The sequence below is a fragment of the Empedobacter sp. UBA5987 genome (genome assembly GCF_002429865.1).
GTDB classification, from domain to species: Bacteria; Bacteroidota; Bacteroidia; order Flavobacteriales; family Weeksellaceae; genus Empedobacter; species Empedobacter falsenii_B.
In genome coordinates, this window is the sequence record NZ_DJBB01000047.1 from 23,534 (window position 1) to 37,700 (window position 14,167).

General features: G+C 31.6%; 14 protein-coding genes. 5 read left to right on the plus strand and 9 right to left on the minus strand.

Annotation, left to right across the window (positions count from 1 at the left end; genetic code table 11):
* Positions 1–29: 29 nt before the first annotated feature.
* On the plus strand, positions 30–626 hold the full coding sequence (locus B3J26_RS06995; protein ID WP_038331892.1) for a ribonuclease HII: 597 nt from the start codon (positions 30–32) through the stop codon (positions 624–626).
* Positions 627–681: 55 nt separating this feature from the next.
* On the opposite strand, the gene B3J26_RS07000 is transcribed toward B3J26_RS06995, so the two are convergent.
* The 3 genes from B3J26_RS07000 to B3J26_RS07010 all read right to left on the minus strand — a co-directional run bounded on the left by B3J26_RS07000 (position 682) and on the right by B3J26_RS07010 (position 4,427).
* Positions 682–2,880: a M12 family metallo-peptidase gene (locus tag B3J26_RS07000; protein ID WP_291073953.1), complete on the minus strand. Its 2,199-nt coding sequence runs from the start codon at positions 2,878–2,880 to the stop codon at positions 682–684.
* A 108-nt stretch (positions 2,881–2,988) separates the two neighbouring features.
* A complete protein-coding gene (gene coaD / locus B3J26_RS07005) occupies positions 2,989–3,450 on the minus strand; it encodes a pantetheine-phosphate adenylyltransferase (protein WP_115001540.1) in 462 nt (153 codons plus the stop codon).
* Positions 3,438–4,427, minus strand: coding sequence for a D-alanine--D-alanine ligase (locus B3J26_RS07010; protein ID WP_115001541.1), 990 nt, complete (start codon positions 4,425–4,427; stop codon positions 3,438–3,440). Before B3J26_RS07010 ends, coaD begins: the two co-directional genes overlap by 13 nt.
* A gap of 91 nt (positions 4,428–4,518) precedes the next feature.
* On the opposite strand from B3J26_RS07010, the gene B3J26_RS07015 reads away from it, so the two are divergent.
* From B3J26_RS07015 to B3J26_RS07025, 3 genes are all read left to right on the plus strand, one after another.
* A complete protein-coding gene (locus B3J26_RS07015; RefSeq protein WP_280036867.1) occupies positions 4,519–5,487 on the plus strand; it encodes a PASTA domain-containing protein in 969 nt (322 codons plus the stop codon).
* A gap of 11 nt (positions 5,488–5,498) precedes the next feature.
* Positions 5,499–6,590 carry an RluA family pseudouridine synthase gene (locus tag B3J26_RS07020; RefSeq protein WP_038331881.1) on the plus strand — a complete coding sequence of 364 codons (1,092 nt, stop codon included), beginning with the start codon at positions 5,499–5,501 and terminating at the stop codon, positions 6,588–6,590.
* Between the two features lie 76 nt (positions 6,591–6,666).
* The gene (locus B3J26_RS07025) at positions 6,667–7,902 is read left to right on the plus strand and encodes a DEAD/DEAH box helicase (protein ID WP_291073956.1); all 1,236 of its coding nucleotides are present in this window, start codon (positions 6,667–6,669) and stop codon (positions 7,900–7,902) included.
* 60 nt (positions 7,903–7,962) lie between these two features.
* Here B3J26_RS07025 and B3J26_RS07030 read toward each other — a convergent pair whose 3' ends face one another.
* The 6 genes from B3J26_RS07030 to B3J26_RS07055 form a co-directional block, all read right to left on the minus strand.
* Positions 7,963–9,123 carry a dicarboxylate/amino acid:cation symporter gene (locus B3J26_RS07030; RefSeq protein ID WP_125348645.1) on the minus strand — a complete coding sequence of 387 codons (1,161 nt, stop codon included), beginning with the start codon at positions 9,121–9,123 and terminating at the stop codon, positions 7,963–7,965.
* 172 nt (positions 9,124–9,295) lie between these two features.
* Positions 9,296–10,555 carry a CinA family nicotinamide mononucleotide deamidase-related protein gene (locus tag B3J26_RS07035; protein WP_291073958.1) on the minus strand — a complete coding sequence of 420 codons (1,260 nt, stop codon included), beginning with the start codon at positions 10,553–10,555 and terminating at the stop codon, positions 9,296–9,298.
* Positions 10,556–10,610: 55 nt separating this feature from the next.
* Positions 10,611–11,255, minus strand: coding sequence for a GLPGLI family protein (locus B3J26_RS07040; protein ID WP_291073960.1), 645 nt, complete (start codon positions 11,253–11,255; stop codon positions 10,611–10,613).
* 120 nt (positions 11,256–11,375) lie between these two features.
* Positions 11,376–12,134: a GLPGLI family protein gene (locus B3J26_RS07045; protein ID WP_291073962.1), complete on the minus strand. Its 759-nt coding sequence runs from the start codon at positions 12,132–12,134 to the stop codon at positions 11,376–11,378.
* A 79-nt stretch (positions 12,135–12,213) separates the two neighbouring features.
* On the minus strand, positions 12,214–13,083 hold the full coding sequence (gene lipA, locus B3J26_RS07050) for a lipoyl synthase (protein ID WP_280050982.1): 870 nt from the start codon (positions 13,081–13,083) through the stop codon (positions 12,214–12,216).
* Between the two features lie 39 nt (positions 13,084–13,122).
* Positions 13,123–13,629, minus strand: a complete 507-nt coding sequence (locus B3J26_RS07055) for a methylated-DNA--[protein]-cysteine S-methyltransferase (protein WP_115001557.1) — start codon at positions 13,627–13,629, stop codon at positions 13,123–13,125.
* 85 nt (positions 13,630–13,714) lie between these two features.
* Here B3J26_RS07055 and B3J26_RS07060 point away from each other — a divergent pair, with 85 nt between their 5' ends.
* Positions 13,715–14,167 (plus strand): copper resistance protein NlpE, encoded by a 453-nt coding sequence (locus tag B3J26_RS07060; protein WP_115001559.1) that lies wholly within the window; start codon positions 13,715–13,717, stop codon positions 14,165–14,167.

The following is a 14,167-nucleotide window of genomic DNA, read 5'->3' on the forward strand; positions in this document are numbered from 1 at the left end:
TTTGATAACTTTGTTAAAAAAATAAAAAATTGTATAAAGTTTTATCAAATCACGAATATGAAATAGGTTGTGATGAAGCAGGAAGGGGTTGTTTGAGCGGTCCTGTTGTAGCAGCAGCAGTTATTTTAGGAAGAGATTTTGAAAATGATATTATTAATGATTCAAAACAATTATCTGAAAAGAAAAGAAATTCGTTGAGAACATTTATAGAAGAAAATGCTAAATATTGGGCAATTGGAATTGTTTGGCCGAATGAAATTGACGAAATAAATATCTTAAACGCTAGTTTTTTGGCTATGCATCGAGCTATTGATCAATTAGATTGTCCGAAAGATTTGATTGTTGTTGATGGAAATCGTTTTAATAAATACCATGATGTCCCACACGAATGTATTATAAAAGGTGATTCAAAATATATGAATATTGCGGCAGCATCTATTTTAGCAAAAACGTATCGTGATGAATATATGGAAAAAATCCACGAAGAATTTCCAATGTACGATTGGAAAAAAAACAAAGGTTACCCGACAAAAGCTCATCGATTAGCAATAAAAGAATTTGGAGCTACTCCTTATCATAGGATGACATTTAAGTTATTACCAGATCAATTAAGTTTAGATTTATAAAAAGAGGTTGTTAATAAATTAACAACCTCTTAAAACTTAAAAAAATTAGTACAGTTTATTTCTTAGTCACTTTTTGTGAATAAGATTTTTTATCTGTTTTTATATTTAATAAATATACTCCTTTTGGATATTTAGATAAATCTATTTTTGATTCTTTTTTATCTATCTTATTTGTTTCTGCCAACAATCTACCTGACATATCAAAAACTTGATAGCTAACAATTTTTTCTTTGCTTGACAGTGTGACAAAATCAGCAGTAGGATTAGGGTAAATATTAAACTCAACTTTATTCAAATCTTCTAATCCTAAAGAATTACAATTAATTTGTGCTGCCCATCCTTTTAACTCTAATCCACCATCTGATCTAAAACGAATAGTAATTGCTCCAGAGTCATCTGTAGAAACGAATGGTCCAGGAATTTTATTTCCGTTTAATTCTTTTCCATTTTCAAATAATTTTGAAGCATTACTAGATGTTCCATTATATACATTCATATAATCATAAACTCCATTTTCATCAGCAGGTTCTACATCAAACTCTGTAAAAGTGATTGACACTTTTTCGCCCGCAACAAGAGGTTTAAATACTTTTATAAAATTCTCATTAGGCGAGTAGTTTCCATTTGCTCCACCAGAATCATAATAAATATCTCCATTACAATAATCTCCAGGAATTTCAATAATTGATGTTACAGAAGAAGAATTAGATGTTGCTGTACATTTATTTGCTACTTCAATTCTGTAGTATGCATTTCGATCTAAATTTTCAAACTTTAATATTTTTGATGTCGTTTCTTTCCATTGAGCTTCTGTATCACCAATTTTCTGAAACTTATAAATCCAAACAGTTCCTACATCATCATTTAACGTATATGTAATATTTTGTCCTTCAAGAGAACCTGTTACAGATTTTATCGTTTGTGGACAAGTCATACTACAATCTGTACTTAAACAAATTTTACCATCAACAGTAGCACGAATTAAATTCCCTGGTTGTTCTCCGAAACCATTAGAAAAGTTAATACCTACTCCACCTACTAAATGACAATAACTCATAATTGTACCTTTATCAGCGTAAGGTATTGGTCCTGTAGGACAAGTTCCTTCTGCTAAACTAGGATCATAAGTTGGAGCACAACCATCTATTGCAGTATTATCTCCATTCCATGAACATGCATGTGTATGAGGCGAACCTAATGCGTGCCCCATTTCATGTGTCATCGCCATAATTGTCCAAGAATAAACAGGCACATTATTATAAGTCATGTTAATTCCTGAATAAGCAAAATGATATTCATTATTACACATTGAATTTAGATAAGCAACAGAAGTTGTAGATGGATAATTAACCAAATGCGCTAAATCTCCATCAAATTCTGTTCTTGTTGTTCTAAATTTGTTTAACTGAGCACTATAATTACCCGTATATGGATCTTGCTCTTTCCAAATCATCACTTTAGATAAAGAAGTTCTGATGTAATCATTTGTATAAAGTGTCGCAATATTATTATGAATAGCTGTTAACCAATTCAGTGTTTTTGTTTCATCTAAACCATTTTGCTTATATGGAGCATATGCAATCTCATAATAAACACGAACACATTTTTCAGTCATTTCATTCGTTGTCTTTTTTAAGATTTTTGGATCATAATTAGGTTTATAATTTTTATTTTCTTCTAATTGATCTACAGCACACTTTACGTTACTTTTTGCTTCTACATTATATGAAGAATACGTTACATATTCTTCAGAATTTTGTAATTTACCAATAACCACATCTCCTAGAGCAGTAGATGAAGCAACACCAATCACTTGATCTTCGAAAATAGAAATTGCAACAACAGACGTTTTATCGCCTTGGATAATTCCTTGATAATACAATCCTGGTTTGTAATTAATTAATTTATTATTTTGATCGACTGCTTTAAAATTATCCGTAAACAATGCATCATTCTTTACTAATTCTAAACTAATTTGACGCCCTTCAAACGGAACATCTAATGTTAAAGAAGTTGGTTTTGATTGATATAATTTAGTTAATTCTGCTTTTTCTAAATTAAAAACAGAAACTCCTTTTGCAAAGTCTGCAAATTGATTCCCTTTTTGTTGAATTACATCGCTGAATACATCATACGATTTGAAACTACGACTCGTTAATTTAGCTTGCTCTACTTTTTTAGCAATCGGCCTTTCTTGACCAAAAGTAAGCGTACTAAATACGAACGCAATTAATAGTAAAATTAATTTCTTCATATTTATTTTGTGTTAATTGTTGTAAATATATTGCTTTTCAAATTTTATAGCACAAAAAAAGAGTAGATAAATTATCTACTCTCTCAATATTTAATAGAAAAAATCTTCTTAAATCCTCACAACATCTGGAACTAATATCTCATATTTCCCTCCGTTTCGCATGACATCACGAACAATGCTTGAACTGATGTAAGCTTTACCAGAAGATGTTAATAAAAAGATTGTTTCGATATTATGATTTGTAATTGCTCGGTTTGTATGCGCAATCGCTTTCTCAAATTCGAAATCAGCTGGATTACGAAGTCCACGTAAAATAAATTGTGCATTTACCTCATCACAAAAATCTACAGTCAGACCTTTATAAGCCATCACTTCTACATTTTCGAATTTCGCAACAGAATCTTCAATAAACTTAATTCTTTGCTCCAAAGAGAACATATAATTCTTCGATGAATTTGTTCCAATAGCAACAATAATCTTGTCAAATAAAGGAACTGCACGCTCTATAATATCTAAATGTCCTAAAGTAATTGGATCAAAAGATCCAGGAAATACGGCTATTCTATCCATGCTGAAGGTCTATTTAAAGCAAATTCTATTTCACTATCCATCAAATCTTCCAAAGCAATTCCTGCATGAGCAGCTTGCTGAGGAAAAATACTTGCAGGAGAAAAACCTGGCAACGTATTCATTTCAATAAAATGCGGCTCTCCGTTTACAATAATATATTCTGAACGCGAAAAACCAGACATATTAATACATTTATATGCTTTAGCCGCAATTTCTCTTACTCTTGCTTCAACTTCTGGTGTTAAACGAGCTGGTGTAATTTCGTCAGACAAACCATTATATTTTGCATCATAATCAAAAAATTCTGTGTGCGAAACAATTTCTGTAATTCCCAACACCATTGTTTCTCCTTTGTAATTTAAAACTCCGACCGATATCTCAGTTCCATCTAAGAAAGATTCGATCAAAACTTCTTTATCTTCAAGAAAAGCTTTTTGCATTGCAGCTTCAAATTCATCTTCTTTATGAACTTTTGAAATTCCTAAACTTGATCCTGAACGATTTGGTTTCACAAAACAAGGTAAACCAACTTGATCGATAATTTCTTTTGCAGAATATTGATCTCCTTGATTAAGATAAATTGATTTCGCGTGTGGAATTCCATATTTACTCAATACTGCGATACAATCTTTTTTATTAAATGTTAAGGCAGATTGATAAAAAGGGCATCCATTGTATGGTAAACCAATCATTTCAAAATACGCTTGCAAATAACCATCTTCGCCTGGCGTACCATGAATTGTATTAAAAACGACATCAAACGTAATTTTTTCTCCATTTTTTTCAAATGAAAAATCACCTTTATTGATTGGATATTTTTCGCCTTCAATTTCGGCAAACCAACCTTCTTTTAAGATTCGAACCCTTGTTCTGTCGTACTTTTCTGGATTTAGACTTGAGTAAATTAACTCGCAACTTTTCAACGAAATCACGCTTTCATCCGTATATCCACCTGCTACAACTGCTACTCTTAACATGTTTAATTTAAAATTTATTCAAATATAGAACTTTGACATCAATCATAAATATTATTTTTAAACTATATTTGTGCGACAATTTATCATTTCAATGAAAGGAGTAAAATCAATCATTCAAGTTTTGCTGAATGTAGCTATTGTAATAGCGCTATCATTTGGGCTTTACCATTTTATTTTTAACATTTGGTTAGATTCGTATACAAATCACAATGAATTTGTTGAAGTTCCGGATTTATCTAAAATGAATATTACTGATGCTACAGCTAAGTTAGAAGAACTTGGTTTGACATATGAAGTAGATAGTTCTCGTTTTGATCCAAATACGAAACCTTTTGCTATTATGGATTTTTATCCTGCAGCAGAATCGCGTGTAAAAGAAGGTCGTCGTATCTTTATTAAGTCAAATCCGAAAACATATCGTCCAGTTGAATTACCAGATTTAGTTGGAAAATCAAAACGTTTAGCCTTTACACAATTAGAAATTTCTGGTCTTAAAATTGGAAAAATAATTTACGAACCAGATTTAGCAAAAGATGCAGTTCTTAAAATATTATACAACGGAAAAATTGTAAAAGCAGGCGAACAATTACCTCGTTTTGCGACAGTTGATTTGGTATTAGGACGCGGAATGTTATCTGGTGTTAGAATGCCTAATTTGGTTAATTTAACATTGACAGAAGCTAAAAAATCAATCAAAGATAATTTCTTCGAGATTGGTCAAATCAAATTTATTGGAGCTTCTCATGATACAATCAACGCAAGAGTTGTTTATCAATTCCCATTTGCTACGGATACTTACGATCAAGGTCAACCAATTGATATTTGGTTATCAACAGAACCTCGCGATAAAATTAGAACGCAGTTAAAAGAATTGGATGTTCAGTACAAAAACTTTGGCGAAGATACAATTAGCGGTTCTCAATATAGAGATATTATAACACAAAAAGCTGAACAGCAAATCAAAGATATGCAACAACAGCAACAACAAAATAATCCGACAACAGAGCAGCCAAAGCCTACAGAAGCGCCTAAAGCTCCGGAAGAGGTTATTATAGAATAGAAAGAGAATAAATGACAGAAGATTTAGAAGATTTCTTACAAGAGGAAGACAACAATAAACTATACGAGCATTTTTCAATAACGGTTGACAAAGGTCAATCGTTATTGCGTATAGATAAGTTCTTAATGGTTAGAATTGAGAACGCAACAAGAAATAAAATTCAACAAGCAGCCGATAACGGAAACATTTTAGTGAACAATGAATCTGTAAAATCAAATTACAAAGTAAAGCCTGGAGATTTTATTCAGATTATGTTAGAAACTCCTCCACGTGAGAATGAAGTTATAGCAGAAGATATTCCGATCAAAATTATTTACGAAGACGATCAAGTTGTCGTAATTGATAAAGAACCTGGAATGGTTGTGCATCCTGGACATGGAAATTACACAGGAACTTTGGTAAATGCCTTAAAGTTTCATTTTGATAATTTACCATCAATGTCAGATCAAATGGAGCGTCCTGGTTTGGTACATCGTATAGATAAAGACACAAGCGGACTTTTGGTTATTGCGAAAACAGAAGTTGCGATGACAAGTTTAGCAGAACAATTTGCAGCTCACACAACAGACCGTTTGTACAATGCTTTGGTTTGGGGAGTTTTGGCAGAACAAGAAGGAACAATTACAGGACATATTGGTCGACACTTAAAAGATCGTATGCAAATGGCTGTTTTTCCTGACGGAGATCAAGGTAAACATGCGGTGACACATTATAAAGTAATGGAGAATTTTTCTTACGTTACATTGGTCGAATGTAAATTAGAAACAGGTCGTACACATCAAATTCGTGCGCATTTCAAACATTTGGGACATCCATTATTCAATGATGCTCGTTATGGTGGAGATCGCATTTTGAAAGGAACAACATTCAACAAATACAAACAGTTTGTTGACAATTGTTTCGCAGCTTGTCCACGCCAAGCTTTACACGCACGCACATTAGGATTTGATCATCCTACAACAGGAGAACGTATGTATTTTGAATCTCCGATGCCTGCTGATATGATAGATATTTTAGAACGTTGGAGAAATTATTCAGTAAACTCTGTTCATGCAACAGAACCTGATGAAAAAATTGATCGCAACGCAAAAGAAATGGAATAGATTTATTTTTAATTATAAAGCACTTCGACGGAAGTGCTTATCTATTTCTATATAAAAACTTACACGATTTTAATCAATGAATTTTTCAGAATTAAATATAATTGAACCAATTTTAAAAGCAATTGAAGAGGCTGGATATACAGAACCAACCGAAATTCAAGAGCAATCTATTCCTTTAGTTTTAGAAGGGAATGATATTATTGGTTGCGCGCAAACAGGAACAGGAAAAACGGCATCTTTTGCGATTCCTATTCTACAAAACTTAACAAATTCTCCGAGTAAAGGAAGAAAAATTAGAACATTAATTTTAACACCCACGCGTGAATTAGCCATTCAAATCAACGAAAGTTTTAAATTATATGGTAAAAATTTACCATTGAAACATTTGGCTATTTTTGGAGGTGTTAATCAAAATCCACAAATCGGTGCTATCAAAAATGGTGTTGATATTTTAATTGCAACGCCTGGTCGTTTGTTAGATTTGATTGGACAAGGACATTTAAAAATTAATCAAATAGAGATTTTTGTTTTAGATGAAGCCGATCGTATGTTGGACATGGGATTTGTTCATGAAATCAAAAAGATTTTAGAAATCATTCCAAAAGAAAGACAATCACTTTTCTTTTCGGCAACAATGCCAAAAAACATTCGAAAATTTTCTCATTCAGTTCTTCGTCGTCCAAAAGAAGTTAGCGTAACACCTGTTTCTTCGACTGCCGAAACGGTTGAGCAATTTGTTTATCATGTAGACAAAGACATGAAAGTAAAACTTTTGGTCAGCATTTTAAACGAACATCCAGAAGATCGTACTTTGATTTTTACACGTACAAAACACGGCGCAAATCGTTTGGTAAGACATTTGGAAAAAGCAGGAATTCCAGCTTCTGCAATTCATGGTGATAAATCTCAAAATGCAAGACAACGTGCTTTGAATGATTTCAAAGAAGAAAAATTAAAAGTTTTAATTGCCACTGATATTGCTGCTCGTGGAATCGATATTGATCAATTACCTTATGTGATTAATTACGAATTACCGAATGTTCCTGAAACCTATGTACATCGAATTGGACGTACTGGTCGTGCAGGACGAGAAGGAAAAGCGATTTCTTTATGTGCTGCTGACGAAAGAGGTGATTTGGCAAATATTGAGAAATTGATTGGTAATTATGTGACGGTGATTAAAACACCAAAAGAGTTTTATAAATTACCTGACGCAAATAGTAACAATAATAATTTCAAGAAAAATAATACAGGTTTTAAACCCAAAAAAGATACGAAACCAAAGAATCCTCATCGAGGAAGAAGAAAATAAAGCAAAAAAAATCACTTCGAGACGAAGTGATTTTTTTATATTTTCATAGTTGAGTTAAAATTATTTCTCTTCAGCATATTTATCTACAATCATGCTCAATGCGCCATCAGTTGTAATATTACACGCCGTTCCAAAACTATCCTGCAATGCGAAAATAGTCAAGATCAAAGCTACTCCAGCTTCATCAAACCCTAAAACATTTGAAATTAATCCTAACGAAGCGACAACTGTTCCACCTGGAACTCCTGGTGCACCAACTGCAAAAACGCCTAAAAGCAAAACAAAAGTTACCATTGTTCCTAAATCAGGAATATGACCATACAATACTTGCGAAACCGTCATTACAAAGAAAACTTCTGTCAAAACCGAACCACATAAATGTGTATTCGAGAAAAATGGAATCGTAAAATTAGCAATCGTTGGTTTGATTACTTTACTATCGTCAACTGCTTTCACAGCAATACCCAAAGATGCAGCAGAAGACATTGTTCCAACAGCCGTTAAATAGACAGGAGGATAATGTTTTAGTAGTTTGAATGGATTTGTTTTATGATAAAACCCTGCGATTGTATACATTAATGTCATCCAAATAAAATGACCAATAATAACGATTAAAATTACTTTCAAGAAAACTGGTAATTGTTTTTCAATAGAACCTTCATAACTCAAAATTGCAAAATTTGCAGCAATGAAAAAAGGTAAAATTGGAATCAAAACTTTATTTACCAAAAGAATTACAATGTCTTTAAATTGATCAAAAATATTTTCTAATTCCTTCGCTTTTGTAATCAAAATTCCCATTCCTAGCATCAACGAAATAACCAACGCTGTCATCACCGAAAAAATTGGCGGAATATCTAATTGAAATAAAATTTTTGGAACTTCTCGCAACGAATCCACTGAAGTTGGAATAGATAAATTTGGAATGATTTGATAACCTGCAATCATCGAAAATAACCCCGCTCCTATTGAAGATAAATATGCAATTAATAATGAAAAACCTACTATTTTAGCAGAGCCTTCGCTTAATTTCGTAATTGAAGAAACGATAAAACCAATCACAATTAACGGAACCAAAAAGAAAATTAATTGCCCTGTAAAATATTTTAAGGATAAAACAACTTGAATTGTATTTTCGTTCAGATAATTTCCTAAAACCAAACCGGCAATCACACCCAAAAGCAATCGAAATAATGTATTGCTCGCAATCTTTTTTAACATTTGACACAAAATTTGCGACAAATATAAACTCTATTAATTTAATAGACTAAATATATTTTAGGAAATATTTAAATTTTTTCACTAAATTATATGACATTAAAAAATACACTATCACTCTGATTTCTATTTATAATCTTTTCATATCACTCTGGTTTGCCCAAGAGTCATTATTTTAACACTCCTCTCTCACAAACTGAATTGCTAAATTCAGCGCATTATTGGAAACAATTTTAATGAATTCTTCTCGATCTAAATAGGGATAAAAATATTTTTTATTCAATGTTGAATGACCATTTGTAACAGAAATCCAAACCGTTCCAACTTCTTTTCCATCTTCGCCTTTGTTTGGACCAGCGACACCAGTTGTAGAAATACTAATATCCGTTTTTAATTGATTTCGAACACCTTTTGCCATTTGTTCAGCAATCTGTTCCGAAACTACTGTAAATTCATCAATGTCAGATTGATTCACATTTAGCAAATTTACTTTTACAGAAGTGTCGTACGAAACAATTGTTCCAAAATAATAAGTAGAACTTCCCGAAACAGACGTGATCAAACTTGCTATATTTCCTCCAGTACAACTTTCGGCAGTCGAAATTGTCAATCCTTTTTCTTTTAAAATATCACCCAAAATTTGCTGCGCATTTCCTGAATTTTCAGAAACTAGAAATTCTCCTGCAATTAATTTGAATTGATTGATTTGATGCTGAATTTCATTTTGTAAAAATTCTTTATTCGTTCCAAATGCAGAAAATCGTAAATCAATCGATGTTCGATTCGGTAAATACGCCAAATGAATAAATTCGGGCAAATTATTTTCCCATTCTTCTAACAAAATTGCTAAATCACTTTCTGGAATTCCACTCACCAAAATATCATGATGAACAATAGTTTCTGATTGAAATTGGTCTTGTAATTTTGGAATAATTTCGTCACGAATTAATCCTTTCATTTCAAAAGGAACACCTGGTAAATTGATGATAATTTTATTCTCAATTTCTGTCCAAAGACATGGCGCTGTTCCATATTTGTTCTGAATAAATATAGACTTTTTTGGAATTAACGCTTGATCTTGATTAAGATTATTCAACTCTTTTGAGTAACCTCTGGCAACAAATAATTGAACAATATTTTCTAAAACTTTAGGCTCTTTAACTAGTTCACAATTCAAAAATTGACACAAAGCTGCTTTAGTTTTATCATCTTTTGTAGGTCCTAAACCTCCTGTTACAATTACAATATCTGATTTAGAAATTCCTCGTTCGAAAGCTTCAATAATATGACTCATTTCGTCTTGAACAGAAATAATTTCTTCCACTTCAATCCCAATCTTATTCAATTGTTTGGCGATAAATGCCGAATTTGTATCCACAATTTGACCAATTAATATCTCGTCACCAATTGTGAGTAATGTCGCTTTAATTTTCATACACAAAAAAACTTGCTTAAAGTTAAGCAAGTTTGATTTCATTATTTATATGATTTTATTTTCTATCTACACCTTGATTATGTAATTCGCACTGTTTTTGATTATCCTCTTCAATCATTCTCATAAATTCTGAATAGGATACCTTTTGTAACTTATTATTTATTGTAAAAATTGGTGCTTTTTTTAATTCTTTTTTCTTTGTCGCATTCCATGAAATCATCACTTCTACATCATCTTTCGTGTATTTATAATGCAATTCTAAAATCAAACCTTTTGTACCATAATATTTATCTGGCGAATATTCATACGAAATTTGAGGCGCATACCAAGCAATTAAATCATAGTTTTTGTATTTCGTTATCGCTTCTTTTACACCAAAACCCAATATATTTTTAGTTTTTCTAGTTTCTACAAAATTCACTTTTTGCAAAGAATCATATATCACCATTTTATTACCTGTAAACATATCCGTTTCGTAGTAATATAAATTCTCTTTATAACTAAATATCGGATTACTCCCAATATCTGGTCGAATTCCCATCGACATTTGTGAAGGTTCTTGAGTATTATCAACTCTCAAAATATAAGAAGTTTGGCTTTTGGTTTCATTGTATTTGAAACTATAAAATTGTTTAGGAATTTTTTTCGCAGATTCTAAAAATTCTTCACGTTGTTTTTGATCTGGATAATATTGTTTCAAATTTTCTAAAGCTTTATCCGTAAAATGAATTTGAGGTTGTACCTCGCGTATTCAATTTCATAAAATTGAGCATTTGCAATACTAGAAATCAGAATAATTAGTGCGATTATTTTTTTCATATTAGTCCTTTTTTTCTATTCCTTGATTATTAGCTTCATTTCTTTTTTTATCAAGATCTTCCCAAATTATCTCTAATTCATCGCTCGAAATTCTATTTCCTTTTGTCGGAACAATAAATTTGAATTTAGTTTTTTCTTTGATGGAATTTGCTTTATAAACTACAAAATATTTCCCCATTTCATCTTCATAAAAAATTTCAAGATCAAGGACTAAACCCCCTGGACTTTTGAAATTAATAAGCATCAAATCTGTTTTCATTTCTGGAACAAACCAAGCTACAAATATTCTGTCATTAAAATTTGCTGTTGCTTTTTGTACTTTATATCCGAGAATATTTTTTGTTTCATTTGATAATTTCCAATCAAGATTATTTATTTTATCGTAAACAATATATTTTTTTCCATAAACATCTTGTTGCATCAACGTTTCTTGTTTTGCATGATTGAAATAAGTTGTTCCAAAATACATATATGGTGCACTTTTCTTGATAAAAACAATCTGTCCTTGCCCATTCTGAACTTTTGGTAATTCAATTACATTTGCTTCATCATTATTGAAAATAAATTTAAAATCTAAAGCAGGAGGATTTTCATTCTGATCAATATTTTGTTTTCTTACTTCAGGATCAGAAATCTCTTTATAAAAATCTAAACCTTTTTCATTGTATTTTACTTTAATCTGAGTCTCATATTCTACCTCATAAAATTGAGCATTTGTATAGCTTGAAATTAAAATGATTAGTGCGATTAGTTTCTTCATATTTAGTGATTAAGATTTAAATATAACAAAAAAGAGACACAATAACTTGTGTCTCTTTAAAATATGATAATAAATCTATTTATAAAATATGTTTCTCTGCGTGATAAGAAGAACGAACCAAGGGTCCAGATTCTACATGACGGAATCCTAATCCACGTGCAAAATCTTCATATTTCTTGAATTGTTCTGGTGTGATAAACTCTTTCAAAGGTAAATGTTTTTTCGTTGGTTGTAAATATTGACCAATTGTAATAACATCTACATTTGCATCAGCAACTTCCTGAATTGTTTCAAAAACTTCGTCTTCAAACTCACCTAAACCAAGCATGATTCCAGTCTTTGTACGACGTTGACCTGCTTCTTTTGCATAACGTAGAACTTCTAACGAACGATCATATTTTGCCTGAATACGAACTTCTCGTGTTAAACGACGAACCGTTTCCATATTATGAGAAAGCACTTCTGGTGCAGCTTCTACAATACGATCGATGTGTTTTTCAATTCCTTGAAAATCTGGAATCAATGTTTCCATCGTTGTTCCTGGGCTAATTCTACGAACAGCATGTATTGTTTCTGCCCAAATAATCGATCCCATATCTTTTAAATCATCACGGTCAACAGAAGTTAAAACCGCATGTTTTATTTGCATTAATTTGATAGAACGCGCTACTTTTTCTGGTTCTGCCCAATCCACTTGCTCTGGACGACCAGTTTTTACACCACAAAAACCGCATGAACGCGTACACACATTTCCCAAAATCATAAATGTTGCAGTTCCTTCACCCCAACATTCGCCCATATTAGGACAGCTTCCACTTTGGCAAATGGTGTTCAATTTATATTTATCTACTAAACCTCTTAATTCGCGATGTTTTTTCCCCGTAGGCAATTTTACACGTAACCATTCAGGCTTTTTTACTCTTCCATCTGGTAATAGCTCAACACTCATACATTACTTTTCTGATTGGCTAATTTACAATTATTTTTTCTAAAACAGATTCAATTGTTTCGATTCTAATTCTAACAAAAATTGTTTGCGTTTCTTTCCGCCTGCATACCCAGTTAACGAACCATCTGAGCCAATTACGCGATGACAAGGTACTACGATTGCAATTTTGTTTTTCCCGTTCGCATTTGCAACTGCTCGTATCGCTAATAAATCTCCAACGGCTATCGATTGATCTTTGTATGATCTTGTTTCTCCAAATGGAATTTTAATTAATTCGTTCCAAACTTTTTTCTGGAAATCAGTTCCAATCAAATCAAGTGGAATGGTAAATTCTTTTAAATTTCCTTTAAAATAATTGTTCAATTCAGTTTCTAAACGATTCAAAATTTCATCATCTTTTTCTAAAATTTCACCTAAGTTTTCTATTTCTTTGAGTTGTTTTTCGGTCGATTTTCCATCAAAAAACTCTAACATACAAAGTCCTTTTTCCGACTTTATTGCAAGCATTTCTCCAAGAGGTGTTTGTATTTTTTTTGAGCGAAACATTTTATAAAATTTTAGTTGAAAGTTAGAAAAATATAGTCGTAATTTGGTATCAAATTTGTTGTTAAAAATATCATAAAATTAATTTATGAAAAAATCTATTTTCGCGAGTATTTTCGCATCTTTCATTATATTCTCTTGCCAATCAAAAGGTGTTCAACAAGAACAAAAAAATACAGATTCTTCTAAAGAAATTACAGAAGCTGTAAAAAAAGAACACAATTCTATGAATTCGTTGGATTGGGCTGGAAAATATGAAGGAACTTTACCTTGCGCCGATTGCGAGGGAATAAAATATATTGTTGAATTGAAAAAAGATGGTAACTTTTTTATTGAACAAGAATATTTAGGAAAAGAAACGGTTTACCAAGACGAAGGATTTTATAAATGGGATGCTTCTGGCAATGTTTTACATTTAAATTCGAATGTAAGTCCATTAGTGTTGAAAGTTGAAGAAAATAGATTGAAAGTTTTGGATCAACAAGGAAAAGAAATTACAGGAAATTTGAAAGATAAATACATCTTGAAAAAGACTAAATAA